General features: G+C 41.4%; 21 protein-coding genes. 19 read left to right on the plus strand and 2 right to left on the minus strand.

Going from position 1 to position 23,930, the window contains the following annotated elements:
- Positions 1-103 precede the first annotated feature (103 nt).
- The 4 genes from uvrB (at position 104) to rpmB (ending at position 6,115) form a co-directional block, all read left to right on the plus strand.
- Positions 104-2,101, plus strand: a complete 1,998-nt coding sequence (uvrB, locus tag T530_RS0105555; RefSeq protein WP_027728158.1) for an excinuclease ABC subunit UvrB — start codon at positions 104-106, stop codon at positions 2,099-2,101.
- Positions 2,091-4,238: a hypothetical protein gene (locus T530_RS0105560; RefSeq protein WP_027728159.1), complete on the plus strand. Its 2,148-nt coding sequence runs from the start codon at positions 2,091-2,093 to the stop codon at positions 4,236-4,238. Before uvrB ends, T530_RS0105560 begins: the two co-directional genes overlap by 11 nt.
- Positions 4,239-4,281: 43 nt before the next feature.
- Positions 4,282-5,775 (plus strand): flotillin family protein, encoded by a 1,494-nt coding sequence (locus T530_RS13620; protein ID WP_051537845.1) that lies wholly within the window; start codon positions 4,282-4,284, stop codon positions 5,773-5,775.
- Positions 5,776-5,887: 112 nt separating this feature from the next.
- On the plus strand, positions 5,888-6,115 hold the full coding sequence (rpmB, locus tag T530_RS0105570) for a 50S ribosomal protein L28 (protein ID WP_009103891.1): 228 nt from the start codon (positions 5,888-5,890) through the stop codon (positions 6,113-6,115).
- Positions 6,116-6,193: 78 nt separating this feature from the next.
- On the opposite strand, the gene T530_RS13625 is transcribed toward rpmB, so the two are convergent.
- The gene (locus tag T530_RS13625) at positions 6,194-7,072 is read right to left on the minus strand and encodes an MBL fold metallo-hydrolase (RefSeq protein ID WP_038073806.1); all 879 of its coding nucleotides are present in this window, start codon (positions 7,070-7,072) and stop codon (positions 6,194-6,196) included.
- Positions 7,073-7,292: 220 nt separating this feature from the next.
- Here T530_RS13625 and T530_RS0105580 point away from each other — a divergent pair, with 220 nt between their 5' ends.
- From T530_RS0105580 to T530_RS0105650, 15 genes are all read left to right on the plus strand, one after another.
- Positions 7,293-8,177, plus strand: a complete 885-nt coding sequence (locus T530_RS0105580; protein ID WP_038073810.1) for a branched-chain amino acid ABC transporter permease — start codon at positions 7,293-7,295, stop codon at positions 8,175-8,177.
- Between the two features lie 11 nt (positions 8,178-8,188).
- Positions 8,189-9,205 (plus strand): branched-chain amino acid ABC transporter permease, encoded by a 1,017-nt coding sequence (locus T530_RS13630; RefSeq protein WP_038073813.1) that lies wholly within the window; start codon positions 8,189-8,191, stop codon positions 9,203-9,205.
- Positions 9,205-10,008, plus strand: coding sequence for an ABC transporter ATP-binding protein (locus tag T530_RS0105590; RefSeq protein WP_027728161.1), 804 nt, complete (start codon positions 9,205-9,207; stop codon positions 10,006-10,008). The genes T530_RS13630 and T530_RS0105590 overlap by 1 nt, the downstream gene beginning before the upstream one ends.
- Positions 10,002-10,706, plus strand: coding sequence for an ABC transporter ATP-binding protein (locus tag T530_RS0105595; protein ID WP_027728162.1), 705 nt, complete (start codon positions 10,002-10,004; stop codon positions 10,704-10,706). The genes T530_RS0105590 and T530_RS0105595 overlap by 7 nt, the downstream gene beginning before the upstream one ends.
- 26 nt (positions 10,707-10,732) lie before the next feature.
- Positions 10,733-11,377, plus strand: a complete 645-nt coding sequence (locus tag T530_RS0105600) for a CBS domain-containing protein (protein ID WP_027728163.1) — start codon at positions 10,733-10,735, stop codon at positions 11,375-11,377.
- 62 nt (positions 11,378-11,439) lie between these two features.
- The gene (locus tag T530_RS0105605; RefSeq protein WP_027728164.1) at positions 11,440-12,906 is read left to right on the plus strand and encodes a hypothetical protein; all 1,467 of its coding nucleotides are present in this window, start codon (positions 11,440-11,442) and stop codon (positions 12,904-12,906) included.
- 9 nt (positions 12,907-12,915) lie between these two features.
- Positions 12,916-13,377: a PTS sugar transporter subunit IIA gene (locus T530_RS13635; RefSeq protein ID WP_051537846.1), complete on the plus strand. Its 462-nt coding sequence runs from the start codon at positions 12,916-12,918 to the stop codon at positions 13,375-13,377.
- A 37-nt stretch (positions 13,378-13,414) separates the two neighbouring features.
- Positions 13,415-15,391, plus strand: coding sequence for a transketolase (gene tkt, locus T530_RS0105615; RefSeq protein ID WP_027728165.1), 1,977 nt, complete (start codon positions 13,415-13,417; stop codon positions 15,389-15,391).
- Between the two features lie 434 nt (positions 15,392-15,825).
- Positions 15,826-17,127: a ribose-phosphate diphosphokinase gene (gene prs, locus T530_RS0105620; protein ID WP_027728166.1), complete on the plus strand. Its 1,302-nt coding sequence runs from the start codon at positions 15,826-15,828 to the stop codon at positions 17,125-17,127.
- Positions 17,128-17,142: 15 nt separating this feature from the next.
- Positions 17,143-18,366, plus strand: a complete 1,224-nt coding sequence (locus T530_RS0105625; protein WP_027728167.1) for an FGGY-family carbohydrate kinase — start codon at positions 17,143-17,145, stop codon at positions 18,364-18,366.
- A complete protein-coding gene (locus tag T530_RS0105630; protein WP_027728168.1) occupies positions 18,353-18,988 on the plus strand; it encodes an HAD family hydrolase in 636 nt (211 codons plus the stop codon). The genes T530_RS0105625 and T530_RS0105630 overlap by 14 nt, the downstream gene beginning before the upstream one ends.
- 74 nt (positions 18,989-19,062) lie before the next feature.
- Positions 19,063-20,253: a GGDEF domain-containing protein gene (locus tag T530_RS0105635; protein WP_156011548.1), complete on the plus strand. Its 1,191-nt coding sequence runs from the start codon at positions 19,063-19,065 to the stop codon at positions 20,251-20,253.
- A 173-nt stretch (positions 20,254-20,426) separates the two neighbouring features.
- The gene (locus tag T530_RS13640; protein ID WP_197018247.1) at positions 20,427-21,203 is read left to right on the plus strand and encodes an HD-GYP domain-containing protein; all 777 of its coding nucleotides are present in this window, start codon (positions 20,427-20,429) and stop codon (positions 21,201-21,203) included.
- On the plus strand, positions 21,181-22,422 hold the full coding sequence (locus T530_RS0105645; RefSeq protein ID WP_038073816.1) for an extracellular solute-binding protein: 1,242 nt from the start codon (positions 21,181-21,183) through the stop codon (positions 22,420-22,422). The genes T530_RS13640 and T530_RS0105645 overlap by 23 nt, the downstream gene beginning before the upstream one ends.
- A gap of 76 nt (positions 22,423-22,498) precedes the next feature.
- Positions 22,499-23,428, plus strand: a complete 930-nt coding sequence (locus tag T530_RS0105650) for a TIGR01212 family radical SAM protein (protein WP_027728171.1) — start codon at positions 22,499-22,501, stop codon at positions 23,426-23,428.
- Here T530_RS0105650 and T530_RS0105655 read toward each other — a convergent pair.
- On the minus strand, positions 23,420-23,812 hold the full coding sequence (locus T530_RS0105655) for a hypothetical protein (RefSeq protein ID WP_027728172.1): 393 nt from the start codon (positions 23,810-23,812) through the stop codon (positions 23,420-23,422). The genes T530_RS0105650 and T530_RS0105655 overlap by 9 nt on opposite strands.
- Positions 23,813-23,930: the final 118 nt, after the last annotated feature.

The following is a 23,930-nucleotide window of genomic DNA, read 5'->3' on the forward strand; positions in this document are numbered from 1 at the left end:
GCGGCGATTGAGCCCGCAGGGTGGGTAGCGAGCAACGAAGTGCGAGCGTAGGGCGGGGCTCCGCCCTCCTGTCCTATAACCTGAAACCTTATTTGGAGGAAAAATGCGTCCATTTGAAGTTGTTTCTCCCTTTCAGCCAAGCGGCGACCAGGGGCAGGCGATTGAAAAGCTTGCTGAGGGATTTTTGCGGGGCGATAAGTATCAGACTCTTAAGGGGGTAACCGGTTCGGGAAAAACTTTTACCATGGCAAAAATTATTGAAAAGGTTCAGCGACCTACTTTGATTTTGAGCCACAATAAAACCTTGAGCGCCCAGCTTTACCGCGAGTTCAAATCATTTTTTCCTAATAACGCAGTTGAATATTTTGTTTCTTACTACGACTACTACCAGCCGGAAGCTTATGTAGCTGCCCGCGACCTTTATATCGAAAAAGACTGCGACATCAACAAGGAAATTGACCAGCTTCGTCTTAGTGCCACCTACAGCCTTATGGAGCGCCGGGATGTAATTGTAGTTGCAACCGTTTCCTGTATTTACGGTCTTGGTATGCCTGACTTGTACAAGGAAATGCGGGTTCATGTGGAAAAGGGGCAGGTGCTGAACGTAAAGAAATTTGCCGAGCAGCTGATTGCTCTGCAGTATTCGCGCAATGATGATGTGCTGGACAGGGGGAACTTCCGCATTAAAGGGGACGTTATAGAAGTCTTTCCGCCTTACATGGAAACTGAAGCCGCTTACCGTATTGAGCTTGACTGGGACGAAGTTGCAAAAATCCGCCGCTTTGATGTTCTCAACCGCAGCCTTCTTGAAGAACTTGATGAAACTGTTTTTTACCCGGCAAAGCACTTCGTTGTGCCTCATGATAAACTTCTTGAATCCTGCGACCGAATCCAGAAGGAAATGGAAGAGCGTGTTGAAGAGTTCCGTGCCGCCGGTAAAATGCTTGAAGCTGAGCGTCTTAAAACCCGCACGACTTACGATATTGAAATGCTTAAGGAAATGGGAACCTGCCCGGGAATTGAAAATTATTCGGGCCCGATTTCGGGGCGTAGCCGGGGACAGCCGCCTGCAACACTTTTGCATTACTTTCCGGATGATTTTTTGTGCATGATTGATGAGGCCCACGTTTCTGTTCCTCAGATTGGAGCAATGTACGAAGGCGACCGCAGCCGCAAGCAGAATCTTATTGATTTTGGTTTCCGTCTGCCGAGTGCCCTTGATAACCGCCCGCTTAAAAAAGAGGAGTTTGACGCAAAAATCAATCAGGTGATTTACGTTACGGCAACTCCCCGTCCTGATGAAATCAAGCAGAGTACCCAGGTTGTTGAGCAGCTTATCCGTCCGACTGGTCTTCTTGACCCGGAAATTGAAGTGCGCCCTAGCGAAGGTCAGATGGAAGACATTTACCGCGAAATTAAAGACCGTATTGCCCGCCAGGAGCGCAGTCTTGTCCTTACTTTGACTAAAAAGATGGCGGAGGATTTGACGGATTATCTTACCGAGCTGGACTTAAAGGTAAAATATATTCATTCGGAAATTGACACTTTTGAGCGCGTGGAGATTTTGAAATCCTTGCGCGAGGGCGAAATTGACGTTCTGATTGGAATTAACCTTTTGCGAGAGGGAATTGACCTTCCGGAAGTCAGCTTTATTGCCATCCTTGATGCAGATAAAATCGGATTTTTGCGCTCGGAAACTTCGCTGATTCAGATAATTGGGCGTGCGGCGCGAAATGCGGAAGGCAAGGTTGTGATGTATGCCGACCACAAAAGCCCTGCAATGGAAGCCGCAATCAAGGAGACTGCCCACCGCCGCGAAGTTCAGATGGCTTACAACAAGGAACACGGAATTACGCCTAAGACAATCAAAAAGGCCGTTCAGGATATTCTTGTTCACGAAAAAACTGATGCCGACGAAGATGCCCGTATGAATGTGGAGGTACTCAAAAAATCTGCCAACCTCTTTAATCCGGGCGAACGCAAAAAGCTGATTAAGGCCCTTACAAAGCAGATGAGCGACTGTGCCGACCGCATGGAATACGAGCAGGCAGCGGCTATACGCGACCAGATTAGAGAAATTGAAAATCAATATGGAAAATAGATATAAAAAGAGAGGAAAAAATGAAAAAAACTATTATCTTGCCCTTATTGGGGTTGTGGCGCTTCTTTTTACAGCTTGTGGAAATAAGGGTGAGTCTGAGGTTGTAAAAAGTAAAGAATCAAAAGAAGTGAATCCTGAGTATTTATATCAGCTGGAGCAGCTTGAAATTAAATTATGTGATGAAGAACACGAGCAGCTTGAGTATAAAAAAGAGTATGATATCAATGATCCGGAAAGCCTTCCTTGTATTACAGAATTTCTGTATTCAGAAATTCTGCCGCTTGGAGCAATTGTTACGGTAAAGGAAGAAATGGATTTTTATATCACTCCAAATGAATATTTTGATAAATATGACTTTAATCTTTTACCAGGCGACAAACTTTATGTTACATACTTTGGTATGAATAATGATTGTGAATTTCTTTATGGCCAAACAGCTGGGAAATATAGACCGGAAAACCTCTGGGTAAAAGTTTGTAATGAAAACGGAACAGAAGGCTGGACTCTTGCTAAAAATCTTTTTGTCGTGAAGACGCCGGAAGCAAAACCGTCTTTTCAAAAGCGTTTTTCAGTTTATGGTTATGATTCTGTTGCCTTTAGCCCGGACGGTAAAAGGGTTGGTATAAAAGAATGGGCGGCTCACAGTTTTGGTGACCTTTATGTTATTGATGTTGAGTCTGCAAAAGCAATAGGTACTGTTCTATATGAGCATGCCGATTCAAGTGACGATATCTGCTGTTTTTCTGCTGACGGTAATTCAGTTTTTTTTGTAAGTGACTTGAGTTTGAAAGCTTTGAATATAGAAAAAAGAACAGTAAAAGAGTATGGACGTCCATTCCCTGAGTATGCAACTTTAAGTGACTTGAGGCTTAGTAAAGACGGGAAAAAAATCTGCTATAGATTTGCAGCAAATAACAGATGGGATGTAGATGCTGTTGTTTATATTCTGGATTCAAGCTGGTGTAACAGGCTCACAAAATCAGAATGGCTGTATCATAAAAGGGATTTTTATAGCGAACTCGAAGAAGACATTATGAATAAACAAGGCGTCTGGCAAGTTTCAGCTGCCGATCATTATCACGGTTATGCAATTATTCCTGAAAAAGATTTAGTTTTATATTGTGTTTCAAGAGATGATAATATTCTTTCGGGTATTTATTTCTTCAGACTGTCAACAATGGAATTATTAAAAATTGAAAATCCGTTTTATTATAGCTGGGATAAAGAAGAGAAAATTTATAATGACGTCTTTAACTTCAGAGACATTGTTATAAGTGATGATAGAAGCAAGGCTGGAATTATTGCATATTCATATGACTCAAAGGTAACTTCCGCCACCGTATTTGTCTGTGATCTGAACATTGATGATGTGGCTGCATTACCGGGAAAAAGTTCAATATACGCAGAAGGTATTGATACTTACGAAAAAACAGCAGAAGAGAAGGCAAAACTTTATGTTAACTGTGAAGTTTTTTCAAGTTTAGATGTTTATTCTCTTAGTTTTTCTAATGATAATTATTATAGTGCAAGCCCTGGACGTCATGATGGCTCTTACCGTGGAACTTATTATATTACCTATAGTCCGGAAGGCTGCGTTCTTCATCTTTCAGATATTTTTACAAATGATCAGATGAATTATTATGAACGTGAATTTAATGACAGAATTTATCCAAAGATCTGTACAATTAAACCGGAAGAAGCGAATTTTAATAATATAGGCTTGCTTTATAACGAAAGATGTGATGATTATGATTATATGGGCTATTGGTCAAGAAAACCTAGTCCTGCCGGCCAGGTGTATACTTATGAGGGAGAGGATGTAATAAAATATCCTAAAGATCCTGATGACCTTGATGCTGAGTATTATACAACAGCAAATGTCAGAATGAGGTATTATCCTGATGTTGAAGCAGCTGAAGTAGCCATTTCTTTTTTGGATGATGATTTTCAGTCTTCAACAGAGCGTACTATAATTTACGAAGATACCAGAATCAATGCCTTTGCGGAAACTGTAAAGCAGGATACGATTGACGGCATAACTGCTCCATGGATTTTGACAGAGGTTCATGATCCTAGGGATGACTGGGGAGAGTGCTATATGGTATGGATTTTTGGCGGCTATTGCGAGAAGCGTTAGGAAAGGTATAAAATATTTATACAAAAAATTAGGAGAAAATTAGATGACACCTTTATTTAGTTTATGTATGGTTCTTGTTTTTCTAGTTCTTGTAATCTTTTTTATTTCATATAAGAAGGTTCCAAAGAATAGAATCGGTATCAGAGTTGGACCTTTTGGCTCAAAAACTGTAACTGGTAAGGCAATTTTTGTAGTTCCTTTCCTTCAGAGAATTGACTACATGACACTTGAAAATATTCAGGTTGATTTTGTTTCTAAGGATTCAATTCCGACTCAGGATGCCATCAACATTAAGGTTGATGCCGTAGCAAATATCGCGGTTTCTCAGGATCCTGAAACAATGAAAAAGGCTGCCGCTAAGTTTATCGGTTATTCGACAGCTGATATTGCTATGGTAGTAACTCCTGTTCTGGAAGGTAATATCCGTGAAATCATTTCTCAGATTAAGCTTAAGGATTTGATTCAGGGTGATAAAAAGGTTCTTTCTGAAAAGGTTGTTGAAAACGTTAAGCCAAATCTTTTTGACCTTGGTCTTGAACTTACAACTTTCAACATTCAGAACTTTAAGGATGATAACGGCGTAATCAATAATCTTGGTATTGAAAATACTGTTGCCATTTCTAAGGATGCCGCTAAGGCAAAGGCCGCTGCAGAAGCTGAAGTAAAAATTGCCCAGGCTCAGGCTGATAAGGATGCAAATGATGCCCGCGTTGCTGCTGAACTTGAAATTGCCCAGAAGCAGACTGACCTTGCTATTAAACGCGCTTCTTTACAGCTGCAGGCAGATACTGAAGCTGCAAAGGCTGAAGCTGCTAAAGGAATTGAAACTGAAAATCAGCGTAAGGTGCTTGAAATCAAAGCCGCTGATGCAAATATTGCCCGCCAGGAAAAGCAGATTGAAATTCAGGAGAAGGAAGTTTCCATTAAGGAAAAGGCTCTTGATGCTGAGGTAAAGAAAACTGCCGAGGCTGAAAAGTTTGCGGCACAGCAGAAGGCTGATGCTGAGCTTTATTCTCGCCAGAAAAAGGCTGAGGCTGAAGCATTTGAAATTCAGCGTCAGGCAGAAGCTGAAGCATTTACCCGCCAGAAAAAAGCAGAAGCTGAAAAAATCGCCATGGAAAACGAAGCTGCCGGTAAGAAGGCTCTTGCAGAGGCAATTCAGGCTCAGGGTGAAGCAGAGGCCGCCGCTGTAAAGGCAAAGCTTGTTGCTGAGGCTGACGGTATGCGCGAAAAGGCCGAGGCGCTTAAAGAGTACGGTGACGCCGCTAAGCAGCAGATGCAGCTGGATGCCCTTAAAGTTTACTTTGAGCAGCTTCCAAAGATTGCTGAGGCTTCCGGCATGGCTTATCAGAATGTTGATAAGATTTATATGTACGGCGGCGATTCGTCAAAGCTGACAAAAGATATTATGACAAATGTAACTCAGATTTCTGAAAGTCTTGGAGAAACTCTTGGAATTGATTTGAAGAATCTTCTGGGAAAATTTGTTGAAGGAAAGATTGAAAAGGGTAAGAAAAGCTCAAAAGATGAGGAGTAGAACCGGTCTTTTTGATAATAAAGATTTGGTCTATTGACTATATTTTTTAATTTCTATATAGTTTTTAAACTACTTTTTAATCTGAATTTCATTGTAAGGAAGGAAATAGATTATGTCTAGAATGTGTGATGTTTGCGGAAAAGGCGTTATGTCTGGAAATAAAGTAAGTAAATCTTATAACCATACACGCAGAACTTGGAGACCAAATCTTCATACTATCAGAGCTGACCTTGGAAACGGAACTGTGCGCACAATCAAAATCTGCATGAACTGCTTGAATGCTGGTTTTGTTACAAAGAAAGTAAGAGTTCCAAAAGAAGCTCAGGTAGAAAACAAATAGTTTGAATTTGTGTCTATTAAACGCTTGAAAGCCGTCCTGAATTAAGGGCGGTTTTTTTTATTTAACGGAGTGTCGTGGCTAAATCTCAATTTCCAGCCTGTCGTAAGCGGGAAGAACGGATTTGCAGTTTTTTAAGCCCGGCACGTTCGGAAGCTGTTCTTTTATATATTCAATAATTTCTTCGTGGCTGTTTTCGTGGGTAATATGGGTCATCCAGACGTGTTCAGCAGGGATTTTTGCAGCGCACTGCATGGCCTCTAAAATCGTAAAGTGGGTTGAATGCTCTTTTACTCGAAGTCCGTCTATTACAAGGTGAACGAGCTTTCCGCACTTTTCATTTATCAATTTAATGGAAGAATCTGAAATATAATTCAAATCTGTAAGATAGGCTATGGATTTTTTGCTGCCGTCGTTCTGGCTTTCTGAAAGCAGCCAGCCTGTAACGGGAAGGGAACCATGCATCATAGGAATTGGAGTGATTTGGGTATCTCCAATATTAAAGCTTGATTCCGGGGCAAAAAGTTGGATTTTTGCGACTCCGCCTCCCTGTTTGTGGGTACGGAAAACATAATCAAAGCGGACTTTCACATCCTTAAGCGTGTTCTGATTTGTGTAAATTGGAATAGGCGGCTTTTTCATCTGCTCGATGGCTTTTGGATTTGTGACTTTGTGTGAAAAAGCAGTTGAGAAAATGCGGAGGTCGTCGAGCCCGTGAAGATGGTCGGCGTGAGAGTGTGTCAGAAGAACAGCGTCAACTTCGCGGATATTATTTTCCAGGGCCTGCAGACGGAATTCCGGGCCACAGTCAATCAGAATGTGCTTGCTGTCGTTAGTTGTAACGTAAGCTGAGCATCTATAACGCCTGTCGTGCGGATCACTTGATTTGCAAACCTTGCAGTCGCAGCCGATAACCGGAATTCCATGACTTGTGCCTGTACCTAGGAAAATAAACTTCATATGTTAATTATAGGACTAAAAGTTTGAAAATGAAAGTGTCGCCTTCATATCTTCCAATAATATTTAAAAATACTTAATTACTTAATTGACACGAAAAACTGAATTTTATAAACTAAAATTATGAGCGGAAGGCGATGGTGTCCGATTTTGAACCAGGCATTCCGCATTTTTTTTGTAAAATCGTTTTTTTTAATGGAGGATAACGTTGGACGGAGCTAGTATGTTTTTACAGCAATTAATCAACGGATTATCACTTGGAAGTATTTATGCCCTGATTGCTTTGGGCTACACAATGGTTTATGGTATTGTAAAGCTTATCAACTTTGCACATGGTGATGTTATGATGCTTGGCGCTTATGCCGGCTATTTTGTTTTGCGTGCAATGGGAGCTAACGTGGCTGGTATGACCTGCGCATTCCTTGCGGCCATGATTTTCTGCGGACTTTTTTCTCTTGTTATTGAACGTTTTGCCTATCGTCCGCTTCGTAATGCGCCTCGCCTGAACTCACTTATTACTGCGATTGCGGTTGAACTTATTTTGCAGAACGTAATGCGAGTTCTTCCTTTTGTTGGACCTAACCCTCGCCAGTATCCTACAATGCCTCTTTTGAACTATTCACTTGGCGTGGTTTCTATTTCTAACCTTCAGCTGATTGTAATTATTTCTTCTGCCCTGCTGATGGTTGCCCTTAATATTCTTGTAAACTACACAAAAACCGGTAAGGCTATGCGCGCCGTTTCTTTTGATATGGGTGCTTCAAGCCTTATGGGTATCAGCGTTAATAAAACTATTGCGATTACTTTTGTTATCGGTTCGGTTCTGGCTGGTGCCGGCGGTGTTTTGTATGCAACTGCCTATCCTCAGATTGACCCTATGATGGGTTATATGCCTGGTCTTAAGGCCTTTGTTGCGGCTGTTCTTGGCGGTATCGGTTCTATTCCTGGTGCCATGGTCGGCGGTGTAATTCTGGGAATTGCAGAAACTTTGACTAAGGGATTTATTTCTTCTCAGTATGCTGATGCAATTTCTTTTGCAATTCTGATTGTTATTCTTCTTGTAAAACCAACCGGTTTGTTTGGTTCTAAGAGAACTGTAAAGGTGTAAGGGGGCGGGATATGAAAAATAAGTTTGTTAGAAGTACTATAATTCTTGCCTGCTTTGCACTTGCGGCGCTTTTTATTCCCTCTCTTTTGATTAAGTTTGAGATTATTGACGCTTATAAGGCTCAGATTATCAACCTTGCCGGCATTAATGCAATTATGGCTTTGAGCGTAAATATCATCTGCGGTATTACCGGTCAGCTTTCGCTTGGTCAGGCTGGTTTTATGGCTATCGGATGTTATTCTACTATTTTATTGAACGAAACTGCAGGGCTTCCCCTCAGCGTAAGCATTATCATTGCGGCTTTAATTACAGCCTTCTTTGGCTTCCTGATTGGTTTCCCTACTTTGAAGCTGGACGGCGACTATCTTGCAATTGTAACTCTGGGCTTTGGCGAGATTATCCGCGTAGTTTTAGTAAACCTTAAGGTTCTTACAGGCGGTCCAAACGGTAAGCAGTTTACAACTATGATGGCTTTTGATGCTAATCTTGCCTTTTTCTGCATTATTGGAACGCTGATTTTACTGATTGTTTTGATTCAGAACTTTATCCGTTCTACCTACGGCCGTGCAATTCTTGCTGTCCGTGATGATGAAATTGCGGCAAACAGCTCTGGTATTCCAATTTTCAAATATAAGATGATTGGATTTGTAATTGCTTCTTTTGTAGCAGGAATTGGCGGCGGCCTTTACGTTTCGCTCATTGGCTTTGTAAAACCTGAACAGGCTTCTTTTAACAACTCCATCAACTATCTGATTTACGTTGTTCTTGGCGGTATGGGGTCTACTACCGGTTCTGTTCTTGCAGCCTTTGTTTTGACTTACCTGCAGGAATTCCTCCGCTTCTTAAAGAACTTCAGGCTTTTGATTTATCCTGTAATTCTGATTATCGTAATGCTTTTCCGCCCTCAGGGCTTGCTCGGATTCAAAGAGTTCTCTTTTGTAGGCTTCTTTGACTGGCTTAAGGCTGGCGGACTTAAAAAAGTATTTTCAAAGCGTGCTGAGAAAGCTGCTGTAGAGGGAGGCAAATAATGAGTGAAGAAAGAAAATCGGTTCTCCAGGCGGCAGACATTTCTATTGTTTTTGGCGGACTTACTGCGGTTGCTAATTTTTCCTGCGACCTTAAAGAAGGAGAATTAATTGGTTTGATTGGTCCTAACGGAGCCGGTAAAACTACTGTATTTAATATGCTGAGCGGAGTTTATACTCCAACCAGCGGACAGATTACTTTCTGGGACAGAAACAATAAGGTTCGTGTTACAAATAAAAAATCTCCGGCTCAGTTGAATAAGCTGGGAGTTGCCCGAACTTTCCAGAACATCCGTCTCTTTAATTCTCAGACTGTTGCTGATAATGTTCGCATTGCCCTTCATAATCAGAGAATTGTAAATCCTATTGATGTTCTGCTTCGCCTGCCTAAGTTCCGCCGTGATGAGCAGCTTATGGACCAGAAGGTTGATCAGCTGCTTGCAATTTTGAAGCTTTCTTCTAAGAAAAATGAGCTTGCAAAGAACCTGCCTTACGGTGAGCAGAGAAAGCTTGAAATTGCCCGTGCCCTTGCTTCAAATCCTAAACTTCTTTTGCTGGATGAGCCTGCTGCTGGAATGAACCCTCAGGAAACTGAAGAGCTCCGCCAGATGATTGAGCTTATCCGCAGGGAATTTAATCTGACTGTTCTTTTGATTGAGCACGACATGAAGTTTGTAATGAATATCTGCGAGCGAATTATGGTTTTGAACTACGGCCGTATTATTGCGGAAGGTACTCCGGATGAGATTAAGAAAAATCCTGATGTAATTAAAGCTTATTTGGGAAGTGAGGCTGGAGCATGTTAAAAGTAGAAAACTTAAGTGTAAATTACGGTTCAATTCGAGCCCTGAAAAATATTTCTTTTAATGTAGAAAAGGGCGAAATCATCACCCTGATTGGAAGTAACGGTGCCGGTAAAACTACAACCCTTCATTCTATTTCCAACCTGATTAAAAAGCAGAGTGGAACAATTACTTTTAACGGCGAAGACATTACAAATCTTGCTGCCGATAAAATCGTAACCCGTAATCTTATTCAGGTGCCAGAGGGACGCCGCATTTTCTTAAATCTTTCTGTAAAAGAAAACCTTGAACTTGGCGCTTTTTTGCGTAACGACAAAGAGCAGATTGTCCGCGATCAGGAAATGGTTTTTGAATACTTCCCTCGTCTTAAGGAACGTATCCGCCAGAGCGCAGGTACTTTGTCCGGTGGTGAACTTCAGATGCTGGCAATGGGACGCGCCCTTATGGCTCAGCCTCAGCTTTTGCTTCTGGACGAGCCTAGTATGGGGCTTGCTCCGATTTTTGTTGATGAAATCTTTAATATTGTGCAGAAAATCAATCAGGCTGGCACAACTATTCTTTTAGTTGAACAGAATGCATTTAAAGCTTTGTCAATTGCGAATAGAGGGTATATACTAGAAACAGGAGAAATTACAAAAAGCGGTAATGCTCAGGATTTGATTTCTGACCCTGCCGTTAAGTCTGCATACCTGGGCGGATAGCCCCTGCGTCAATTAGGAGGCCTGATATGATTATCAAAGACGTGATGACAAAAAATCCTGTTTATGTTGAAGAAAGTACACCGATTACTGAAGCAAAACAGCTGATGGTGAAACACAACTTTGGAAAACTTCCTGTTCTGAACAGTTCAAAACGACTGGTTGGAATTATCACTAAAAATGATATTGCAAAGGCTTCCCCTTCGGATGCTACAACTCTTGATATGTACGAAATCAGCTATCTGCTTTCTAAATTGACTTGCGGAAAGTGCATGACTAAAAAAGTACTTACCGTAAGCGAAAATGAAGTTGTAGAAGAAGCTGCAAGGCTGATGATTGATAACGAAATCGGTTGTGTGCCCGTTGTTGAAAATGATGTAGTCGTTGGAATTGTTACTGAAAGTGACCTCTTCCAGCTCTTTACAAATATGTTCGGCGCCCGCTACAAGGGTGTCCGCGCCAATTTCTATATGCAGGATAAACCTGGCGAGCTTGCATGTTTTGCGGCAAAGGTTGCAGAAGCAAAAGGAAACGTAATCGCAATCGTTACCCGCGAATCAGAAAAGCAGGGAACCCGACGTGTAACTGTAAAGGCTACTGATATTTCTATCGATGCCATGAAATCTATTCTGGCTGAATCAAACGCAGAACTGATTGACGTTCGCGTAATTTAGTCAGCAAATTTTTTGTGTGTAATTGTTATAAATCCGTTTGCCTTGTATAATACTCCGCGACAATGATTGATTTTAATTACACACAAGTTATAAATTCTTATCTCTGTTCTCAGTGTGATGTTTTTACTGTTGACGATTTTTATCATTATTTAAAATCAAATGGCATAAAGGCGACAAAAACAGAAATTCATACACTGCTTCATTCTTCAGATTTAGTTTTTCCTCTTATAAACAATCAGTATGTAACCCGCGCAGGCGTTTTTGAAGGCCGCTGGTTCAGTTTTAAGCCAAGTAAAGAAGAAATCGAAAAGGGACAGATTATTCTGGGCCACCGCTGCATGCCTTTTGTAAATCCTGAAATTCCGCCGGATGAAATTCAGGTTTATGTAAACTCAAAAATTATCGAAAAGGGAAGCGCCACTTTTACAATGAACTTTGCACTTGATACCTTTGCCCTTTATGGTGAAGGCTACGTAATTCCATACGTTGTGAATGACAAGGCAAATAAGGAAGTTTCACTTTCTTCTGTTCAGTTTTCCCTGCCGACTGAAGTTACCCTTACTTCCTGGCCGCTTGAAAAAATTGCGGGCGAAAAAGGGATAAAATTCGGTGACAGAATTCTTTGCCGCGTAATAGACTGGGCAGAATGCATTGTTGAAATGTCGGTTTTGCCGGGCTCTCAGGATGAAATGATTATTTCCAGCGCTTCAATAGAGCGTGAAAACTGGTACACTGATTTTGAAAACGGACTTTTGCAGAGTTTTGATAAAAACGGCCCTGCAGGTTCAATAGAAGAACAGCTTGCTTTCTTGTATCTGGAGCATCAGGAAGAGCTTTGCATTAAAAACTGCGGTTCCTCTGAAGAATTTTTGAAGCATACTACAAAAATCGGATTTTCACCTTACGGGGTGGAAACCCGAATCTGGCGTACGGGAGAGGATGTTCCTTACATCGGTAAATGGAATCAGTCTTTTTCCAGCGACCTTCTGCTTTCTGAGATGAGCATAACTTTTACTCCTCAGGTAATAGATGCCTATCTGGAAGATTTTATCTGGGATAACCTTAAGGCAAAGAAAAAACGGGAACTTTCGGAACTTGTTTCTGTGGTTTTCCCGGGCAGTCTTCATCTCAATTCTGAAGAGAGAAATCTGCTCATGTTGAACATGGAAAAACGCCATGATATAATAGAAAAAGATTATAACCAGTTTTCGGATTTTGGAATTGCGCCAATCCGAAAGCGGATGCTTAAGCTTTTTTCAAACGTAAATGAGCTTGTCTGTGATATTGCAGGTTCAAATGTTTCTGTATCGGATTTCCCCCAGCAGGAACTTGTAATTTTATCGCAGCTTTTCAGTCATGTGGTTCATTTATTAGAAGATGTTGAAAATCTTGTCTTGCGCGAACAATTTCCAATTGATGATGTTGCACTTTCTCTTAGCGGTATGGAAGAAACGTTTGAGGATATTGTATATACGCTGAAGGCGGCGCTGGAAAGTAATAAATATAAAGGATTCGGATTAGTAGAGTAGGAGAAAAGTATGGGTGCAGCTGTTGATATTGCAGACATGATTCACCGTGGTGGAGTTTTTGAGCTTGAAGGTAAAAATCCACAGGAAGTTTATTCAAAGGTTACTAAGCTTGTAAAACTTCCGGCGGGAACTGACCCTGAAGTAGTTTATAAGTCGCTTTGTGAACGTGAACAGGTTTTAACTACTGCTGTAGGAAACGGAATTGCACTTCCTCACACAAGAACCCCTGTTTTGAATTCTGAAGATTCCGAAGCAATCTGTGTTGTTTATCTTAAAAATCCTATTGATATGAAGGCTATTGACGGAAGACCTGTTTCTGTAATGTTTGTTCTGCTTGCATCAAGTACACAGACTCATCTTTCTGTGCTTTCAAAACTTGCAGGGCTTTTTAATAATTCTAAATTTAAGCTTGCGCTGGAAAGAAAAACCGGCGAAGAAAGACTTGCGGCAATTATCCGCGGAGTGGCTTAGGCAATAATTTTAATCGGCATTTTTTTAGAGGTGATATATGGACAAAAAAACTATTGAAGCTGTGGCAACATCAATCCGCAGCTTGTCTATGGACGCAATTCAGAAGGCTAATTCTGGACATCCAGGACTTCCACTTGGAGCTGCAGAACTTGCAGCTGTATTGTATGGCGAAGTTTTGAAGCACAACCCTGCTGATTCAAAATGGGCTGACCGCGACCGCTTTGTATTGTCAGCTGGTCATGGTTCTATGCTTCTTTACAGCATTCTTCATCTTGCAGGCTACAAGGTAAGCATGGATGATATCAAGAACTTCCGTCAGGTTGGTTCTAAATGTCCTGGACACCCTGAATTTGGTGATACAGACGGTGTTGAGTGTACTGGTGGTCCTCTTGGACAGGGCGTTTCTATGGCTGTTGGTATGGCAGTTGCAGAAAGCATGCTGGCTGCTAAGTTCAACACAGCAAAGCACACAATCGTTGACCACTACACATACTCACTGGTAGGTGAAGGCTGTCTGCAGGAAGGTGTTGCATCTGAAGCATGTTCACTTGCCGGAAACCTTAAACTTGGTAAACTCATCGTATTCTACGATCAGAATAAGATTTCTATTGACGGTAATACAGACATTACTTTTACTGATGATATTGCAAAACGCTACGAAGCTTACGGCTGGCAGGTTTTGAAAGGCGACATGTATGATGTAGAAGGCATTGCAAAGCTTGTTGCTGAAGCTAAAAAATGCTCAGACAAGCCTTCTTTGATTATGCTTAAGTCTGTAATCGGAAAGAGTGCTCCAAAACAGGGAACAGCTGATGTTCACGGAGCACCTCTTGGAGCTGAAGGAATTATTGAAGCAAAGAAAACTCTTGGTCTTCCAACAGACAAAGACTTCTACGTTCTTCCTGAAGCTTATAAATATTTTGAAGATAAAAAAGCAGCATTTGCTAAGGCTGAAGCTGACTGGAATGCTGAATTTGATGCATGGGCAAAAGAAAATCCTGAACTTAAAAAGCTCTGGGATGCTTACCATTCAGACAGCGTAACAGATGCATCTGTAAAAGATGTTGAATATAAGGTTGGAGACGCATGCGCTACTCGCGATGCTTCTGGAAAAGCATTGAACGTAATTGCTGCACGTTTTGCAAACCTTGTTGGTGGTTCTGCTGACCTTATGGGACCAAACAAGACTGCATTCAAGGCAACTGACAATGGTACATTCAGCCCTGCTAACCGCGCCGGCCGCACAATTGAATACGGTATCCGCGAGTTTGCAATGTCTGCTGTTTGTGCTGGTATTTCTCTGCACGGTGGTCTTCGCCCATTCTGTGCTACATTCCTTGTATTCGCAGATTACCTCCGCCCGTCACTCCGTGTTGTTTCTTTGATGAAGCAGCCTGTAATTTACGTATTTACACACGATTCAATTTACGTTGGAGAAGACGGTCCTACACATCAGCCAATCGAAACAATGACTTCTCTGCGCGCTATTCCTGGTGTTCAGGCAATCCGCCCTGGTGACCCTGAAGAATCTATGGAAGCATGGAAGATTGCTTACGCTTCTAAAGATCATCCGGTTTGTATGGCATTTACCCGCCAGGCTCTTGCAGTTTACGAAAAAGCTGATAAGGACTGGAAGAAGAACATGGCAGAAAAGGGTGCTTACGTTGTACAGGAAGGTTCAGCTAGTCCTGACATCACAATCCTTGCAAGCGGTTCTGAAGTAAATATGGCTCTGGATGCTGCAAAGCTTGTAAGCGGAAAGGCTATCCGTGTAGTTTCTGTTCCAGACTTGAAGAAGTTCGAAGGTCTTTCTAAGGCTGAACAGGACAAGATTATGGGAAATCCAAAACGCGTTGTTTGTACAGAAGCCGGCATTTCTATGGAATGGCTCCAGTTCACTTCTAAAGAAAACTGCTTCTGTCTTGATAACTTTGGTACTTCTGGTCCTGCCAAGAAAGTTGCTGAATATTTCCACTTTACAGCAGAAGATCTGGCTAAATTACTGAATAAATAGATAATTTTGTAAGATGAATAATGAGGCTGTTCTCCAGCTTGGGAGGGCAGCCTTTTTAATTTTAAATGGCATAACGCCCGAGCGTAGAGGGTGGCGAAGCCAGTCTTGTAGACAATGGTATTATAAAGTTGAAGGTGAAATTTGCGCAAGGGAGCGAAGCGTGGTTCAAAAACACTCTGATTGTTGTGACCGCGAAAGCGGTCAGTATTATAGTTTCTTTGCAACAATCAGCGTGTAGCGCGATATCGCGCGGTTTTGAACCATGCTTCGTGACCGGGAGCAATTTTTAATTAATATATTTATAATACCATTGTTTGTAAGACCGAACGTAGTGGAGCCCGGAAGGCGAGTAGGTGTTAGGACTGGCGTAAATGTTGTAAAAAACCGCAAGATTTGGTATAGTTTTCCTATCTAAATATAAAAGGGGTCTTGAAATGCCTTATTCGGAACCAACAAGTCTTGCGATTGTTGCCTGTCCTGGTGGCGAAGCTTTCGCCGATGAAGTCATAACGCACCTCAAACACATGTATAAACACCGCTTCACTTTGAAGAACGATGTTATATCTAAGCGTTATGAGCTAACTAAAGAAGAGCTTGTGAGCAATATCAACCTGCATAACGATGTGCAGACAAGTGATTTGTGCATAAGAGGAGCTACAGATAAGTACCGTCCGCCTGTATTCAAGGTAAATGCTCGGTTTACTTATTTTGCAAATGGTGAGTTCAAGACTGAACTTCTTGAAACTATCCGTGGTAAAGATGTATTTATCTTCCAGGATGTTGAAAATCATGAAGTTCTGACACTCAATGGCGGTAAAAACAAGGTTTCACTTTCTGTGAATGACCATGTAATGTCTCTCCTTGTTACAATTGACGCAGTACGTCAGGCAGGAGCTGAAAAAATCACTCTTGTTGTACCTTCTTATCCTTACAGCCGTCAGCATAAGAAGAAGGGCCGCGAAGGTCTTACTGCATCTATGCTTGGTCACATGTATGAGCTTCTGGGTGTTTCCCGCATTATTACTCTCGACATTCACTCTCGCGAAATTGTAAACGCATTCTCAAAAATCAATCTTGAAAACCTTCATGCAAGTTATCAGATTATCCGCGAACTTGGAAAAATCGTTGACTTGAGCGGTAAAAAAGATGATCTGGTTATCGTTTCGCCTGATACCGGTGCTATTGACCGAAATAAATTCTACGCTTCTGGATTGAAATTGCCTCTGGCTATGATTTACAAGGAGCGCGATTATTCTATCGTAACTCAGAACGCTAACGAAACAAACATCAAGTCTGTTAAGCTTTTGGGTGACGTAAAAGGTAAGGTTGCCTTCCTTGCTGATGATATGCTTGGAACTGGTGGTACTTTGCTTAAAGCTATGGGATTCTTGAAAGAGCAGGGAGCTACAAAGGTTATCTGTGCAATTTCTCTTCCATTCTTTACTGGTGATGCAATTCACCTCTTTGATGAAGCTTATGAAAAGGGACTTTTCTACAGAATCATCGGTACAAACGCTGTTTACCACGAAGAGCTTTTGAAACGTGAATGGTTCATCAACACAAATGTAAGCGGACTTTTTGCAAACGTAATTACACGCGTTCACTACAATCAGTCGCTCAGCGATTTGCTTGATAACCGCAATATTATAGAAAAACTCGTAAAGCTGCAGAATACTCCTGCGTCAGAAAAAGCTGACAAAAAGGATGAAAAGAAGGATGACGCTAAGGCTGAGTAATCTGCCCTTAAATCCATGAAAACTGTACTTTGCGCAGACATCGGAACGACTTCGCTTAAAGCAGGACTTTTTACTGCGGACGGCGAAGCCGTTTTTTTATGCCGTAAGAGCTTTGCAGAGCCGGATGACAGATATGTTGCGCTGGCTTGGATGGGAGCGCTTGCGGCGACTGTGGGAAAACTGAGTGAGGAAGAAAAGGCTTCTGTTGCTGGACTTTGTATTTCCGGCGCGGGCCCTACTGTCGTGCTTGATGACGGGCTGACTTTCCGCTGGAATGAGAAATTGGGAGGGGAGTCTGGCGAAGTAAAAGTGCCGTCTGCCGCCGCCCGCTCTCTCTTCCTGCCCCGCATTCTGGAACTTAAAAATCGCTTTCCCAAAGAATACGCTTCTTCTTCCCGCGTTTTTTCCGGCCCTGAATATTTTATTTACCAGCTGACGGGAACTGCCCTTACGATTTTGCCGGAAGCTCGTTTTGAGCAGGCTTACTGGAATGATGAAGCCGCACTTGCGTGCGGAATAGATTCAGGAAAACTCCCAGGTTTTGCTGCCCCTGGAGAGCGGGCAGGGGAACTTTCCCAGGCTGCAGCCACTGCCCTGGGACTTGCAGCAGGTCTTCCCGTTTTCTGCGGTGCCCCTGACTTTGTAGTTGCCCTTATCGGGACAAACACCCTGCAGGCTGGCCGTCTTTGTGACCGAGCAGGCTCCAGCGAAGGCTTTAATTTCTGTACTGACCGCCAGGTTTTCACGCCTGCTACCCGTACTTTACCTTCTGTAATTCCGGGTCTCTGGAACATTTCTGTTTTGAGTACGGAAAGCGGCCGTATTTTTGTAGAATATAAACACCGGCTTGAAAAAGAGCGCGGTTCAACAATAGATTATCCCCAGCTTGTGGATGCTGCCTTAAAAAATTCCCGGAGCGAGGGCGGAAAAATTATCCGCCAGATTATAGAGCAGGTTAAGGCTTCGGTAGGGCAGCTGAAAAATGCCCTGGCTGAAAACGGAATTGAATTTCCAGCCAGCATGACGGTTACCGGCGGACAGGCTAAGAACGACAGCTGGATGCAGATGAAGGCTGACGCCCTTGGAATGGCGCTTGAAATCTGCAACTGCCCGGACAGCGAGCTTACGGGAGACGCATGCGCGGCCTGGTTTGGTTTGGGTGTTTACGGGGGGCTGCATGACGCGGCTAATCACATTGTAAAAGTTACTAAGAGGTTTAGTCCCAATGAAAATTTATAAAATCCCGGAAGATTTAAAGACAATCATCTTTGACATAGATTCAACTCTTTATACAAATGCTGCCTACGCTTTTGAACAGGTGGACTGTCAGGTACGTGAGTACGCCCGCATTACCGGAATGACAGCCGATGAAGCCCGCGAAAAAGTTTTGAATTATAGAAAAGATTTTGCCGCAAAAAACGATGGAAAAAAAGTCAGCCTGGGAAACACCCTTTTATCTTTTGGAATTCCAATCGAACAGAGCGTAGAATGGCGAAAAACTTTGCTTGAGCCTAAGAACTTTCTTTCCCGCGATAAAAAACTGATAGAAACGATGAAACAGCTTGAAAAAAAATACAAGCTTATTTGCGTTACAAATAATCCTGTTCTGCCGGCAAGAAAAACTCTTGATGCTCTTGGAGTCAGTTCTTTCTTCCCGGAAATCGTGGGACTTGATACCTGCTTTAAGTCTAAACCGGCGCTTGAACCTTTTCAGAGGGCCTGCGAAATCACAAAAACTCAGCCTTCAAAGTGTCTTGCAATCGGCGACCGCTACGATATGGATATTGCCCTTCCTCTGGAAATGGGTATGGGCGGAATCCTGGTAACAGGGGTTGAAGAGGTTTACAGTCTGCCTGTCTAAGGAAATTATTTTTATATAACATCCTTTTTTTTCTTGTGTCTTTAGTTATCCGTGATAAAATAATAATTGGATATTTGTCTAAGGATGATATGGCTGGAAAAAGCATAACTTATTACGGATACGACAAGGAAACTTACAAAGAATGTCTTGGAATGATTAAGACCTCAAATCGTAATCATATTATGGTTATGAATTTGTGTTTTCTTGGCGTTGTTTCTCTGTATTTTATTGCTTCATTTTTAAATTTTTTTAATTTAAGCCGTGAAAATATTTTTATTTACGGAGGCTATGTTTTATCTTCTATAACAATGGCTCTTGTAATCGGTCTTTGCCCTAAATTTTCTGTAAAGCATAGTTTTAAATTCCTTGTAATAAACGTTATCATGATGTATTCCTACGGAATTTGTGTGTCGGCATTCCGTCCTTACATCCCGGGAACTTTCTATCTTATTGTTTTGATTCTTACGACACTGAGTTATACAGACAATATTCTGCGAATGGTTCTGGTAACCGGAGCTTTGAGTGCCATTTACCTATGGTCTAGTTATAGTTTTAAGACTTTTTCAATTGCTCACATTGATACTTTTAATCTTCTTCTGGTTCAGGCGCTGGCAATAGGAATGCACTTTATGTTCCACAGAATGAGAATCCAGCAGTATCTGCTTTATATGAAAAATATTCAGATTACGAAGGAGCTGGAAGTAAAATCCTCTTTTGATACTTTGACTGGTCTTTTGAACCGCGGACGATTTTTCTCTGTTGCAGATCAGATTTTAAAGCTTAATGACGGCTCTCATATCTGGATTGCCCTTTTTGACCTTGATGAATTTAAGGAAATTAATGACAGCATGGGCCATCAGATGGGTGATAAGGTTATTCAGATTGTCGGACGTACTATAATCGATGTTCTGGGAATTGAGGAACATTATAAAAAATCTATTTCTGAATGGAATTTGAATAATGTTGAAGGTTTAGCCGGTCGTCTTGGCGGTGATGAATTTATAGTTTTGTACAGAACTAAGGCTGATGATAAGACTTCAAATGCAGTTCTTTCTGAAATTTTGAAGAAACTTAATATTGCAAATTATGATGGCTCTGGCAAGGGAATAAAGAGTTCAATTGGTTATACAGAGCTTAACGTAAATGATGATGATCTTGATCTTGCTTATAAACATGCTGACGACGCTTTGTACGAGGCAAAAAAGGCCGGCAAAAATCAGATTCGTTTTTACGCCACTGAAGAAATAAACGAAAAGAGAGGTTAATAATGTTTAATCTTTCTATCTATCTTATAATTCTTGAATTCTGTCTGATGTTTGCAAATGTGATGCTCTGCATTTATTTTTTGATCTGGAAAAGGACAGTTTTTCTTAAAAACGACTGTTTAAGATTCCTAATTATATTTTTTGTCATCTTTCTGATGATTGGAATCGTGATAATGCATTATCTAATTTTTTCACGAATTATTCCTGAGTCAAAAATTGCAATCCTTCTTTATTGCGGTGAACTTGTTTTCAGTTTTACACTTTTCCTTTTTTTCATTCAGTTTATGAGGGCAGAAGAGTATGGAACTCAGATTCTTGAAACTGTAATTGGTTTTGTAGAAGCCTGGGATCCTAATCTTGAAGGCCATACAATAAATGTTAGAAATCTGACCCTCCTGCTTTATGATGAACTGCCACTGCGGTATAGAATCCGCCTGAACCCTAAACGGCTTGCCTGTGCGGCTCTTCTTCTTGATTTTGGAAAGCTTGGCGTTCCTTACGATATCATTATAAAAAGAGGAAAACTGGAGGATGGTGAAAAGGCTATTTTAAGACAGCATCCGGAAATTGCCGCAAGAATTTTAAACCAGATTCCTTCGTTTGAAAAAATTGCAGAATGGATAAAATATCATCACGAGCGGGTAGATGGAAAAGGATACTATCACTTTGAAGGTTCTGAAATCCCGCTTGAATCGCGCATTCTTGCTGTTGCTGATACTTTTTCTGCTTTGACAATGGAAAGAAATTACAAATCATCTTTGACCTACACAGAGGCAATTGCAGAGTTGAAACTTGTTTCAGGTAAGCAGCTTGATGCTGAAATAGTTGAATATTTTTGTCAGATTCCGCTGAGGAAAATTGAAGAAAGCCTTGGTGCTGTAAAAAAGACCATGAAATTCTACCTGACTGAAAATCGAGAGGTTATTTATGAAGAAGAAACTAAGAATTAACCTGATAATTTGCCTTTTAGCTGGATTATTGACATCCTGCGGAAATAAAAAATCTAAGGTTGCTGATGTAAATGCCAGCCTGACTCTTGCCTTGCGTTCTGGTGTTTATGCAGATGTTATAAAGGCACAGGTAAAAGATTTTGAAAACGAAAATAATGTTTCCTGTACAATTCTTGAACTTGGTGAAGATGAACTGCACCAGAGGATTGCTTCTGATGCGGGAATTGTTGCAGGTTCCTATGATTTGTGTATGGTTGACGGCTCCTGGGTCGCAGAATATGCCTCAAAGGGACTTCTTGCAGACCTTACGCAGATGGGCTATGACCTTGATAATGATGTAATTCCTGCAACTAAGACAATCTGTTATCAGAATGGAAAGCTTTATCTTGTTCCTTATTATGGAAACGTAACTGTCCTTTTGTATAACAGACTTTTTGTAAAGGAAGCAGGCTACACTCCGGATCAGATTGATTCTCTTGATGATATTATGAAGATTTGTGAAATTACAAAAAAACGCCACAATCTGGGATTTATGTTCCGCGGCGATACAGCGAATAATATTGTTGTCGATTTTCTTCCTATACTGCGTTCATTTGGTGGCTGGGTGGTTAATGAAAATAATCAGCCTACAGTGAATACTCCGGTTTTTAAGCAGGCAATGAAATTTTATCTTGATTTGATTGAAACCGGACGTGGTGCTAAAAAGAATGATTTGATAGCGGCTATTGCAAATAAATCTGCTGCCATAGGAATCGGCTGGCCTGGCTGGTACACACCTACAAACAATTCTTCTATGGATTATATAGCCTTGAGCGGAAAAAAAGATGCTGATAGTCCTGCATATAATGCGAATGTTTACGGAATATGGACTCTTGGAATTCCTTCAAACAGTCAGAATAAGGAGTATGCAATAAAACTGCTTTCTTATTTAATGGAGCCTGAGAGACAGAAGGATTCTGTAAATATTGGAGGCGTTCCCTGTCGTTATTCCAGCTTGCGTGACAGCGGTGTTCTTGCAAAATTTCCTCAGTATGAAGCAGTAGGTCGTGCTCTGGAAAGCGGAGTTTATCGTCCTGTTATGACACAGTGGACAAGTTTTTACACTGTTCTGGGAAAAGAAATGGATTTGATAATTAAAGGCGAAAAATCAATTGATGAAGGTCTGGATGATGCCCAGATTCAGATTAAGAGCATGCTTTCTGTTTCGTCTGAAAGATGATGTAGAAAATAATAAATTAATATAAAATAGCAGTCTGTGTAAGACTTTTACAGGGAAGCACAGACTGCTTTTTTTTATGATTTTTGTTTCAGATTTTTATAAGAAGATTTTTTCTCAGAAAGTTTACAAAATTGCCCTTGATGCAGGCTGCACTTGTCCCAACCGTGACGGAACCTTGGGGCGGGGCGGCTGTATTTTTTGCAGTCAGAATGGCAGTGGCGATTTTATTCCGGGGCGGAATCTTGCGATTGAAGAACAGATAGAAAAGGCAAAGGCTCTTGTAGAGAGTAAGTTTTCCCGTGCGGCAGCTCGCGGAGAAAAGGTTTCTAAAAAATTTATAGTTTACTTTCAGAATTTTACCAATACTTACGCCGGTGCGGACGGTGATGAAGGGCGGCTCTTTGCTTTGTTTGAAAAGGCAGTGTCTGCGCCGGATGTTGTGGGAATTGCAATTGGAACACGGCCTGACTGTTTGAGCGAGGGGATGCTGGCCTTTTTAGGGGAACTTAGTGAGCGGACTTTTGTTCAGATTGAACTTGGTTTACAGACTGCAAATGAAAAGACGGCAGACTATTGCAGACGGGGATTTAAGAATGAAGTTTATACGAACGCTGTTGACAGACTGCATAAGGCTGCTGAGAATGCGGGCGGTAGAATTCATGTAGTTACGCACGTGATATTCGGGCTGCCGGGAGATGGTACTGACGATATGATGGAGACGGTGAAGCTGGCGGTGGCTGGCGGCACTGATGGAATAAAAATCACGGTCTTGTACGTGGTAGAAGGCACTGACCTTGCCAAAGAATATCGCGCCGGAAAATTCAAGGCGCTGGAAAAAGAAGAATATTATGACTTACTGCGAAAGGCTCTTCCTTTATTGCCGAAAGATATGGTTGTTCACCGTCTTACCGGTGACCCGCCAAAACGTATCTTAATTGCCCCGGAGTGGACTGCAGATAAAAAGCGGGTTATGAATGAGATTCGCGGGATATCAGGATTAATGTGATGTCGTGTAGTAAGCCAAAAAAGCAATAAGAATAGCTGTAAAAATGGCAAAGAACCATTTTATGGTGTAGCTGAAAGTATCAAAAAATGGATCTAAAATTAAGACTTTAATAATGCCAAAGATAGCAGGAAAGCCAAATACGACAAGAAAAGCCATAAGGACATCACCTTTTCTAACTTTTATCTTTATTCCAAATAAAATATCCAGCAAAAGATAAATACACCAGACAAATATAATTCCAACATAAAAATGAAAGGCTTTAATTCTTCCCGCCATATAGGCATTAGAATTGTTTTCGAAATCATGTTTCAGGTCATTCTTAAATTTGCCGTAAGTATCTTTTTTAGGAGAGATTTTCCCAAAAAGGCCTTTCTTATAAATCATAGCTAAGCGAATTATAACGAAAGAGAGTTTTTACGCCAATATTTCCGAATTTTCCTGCTTCTTGCAAAATCTTCTTCAGAATTCTATTATATATCAGCGAACTTAGACTTTTTCAAAG

The sequence above is a fragment of the Treponema sp. C6A8 genome (genome assembly GCF_000619925.1).
Taxonomy (GTDB): Bacteria; Spirochaetota; Spirochaetia; order Treponematales; family Treponemataceae; genus Treponema_D.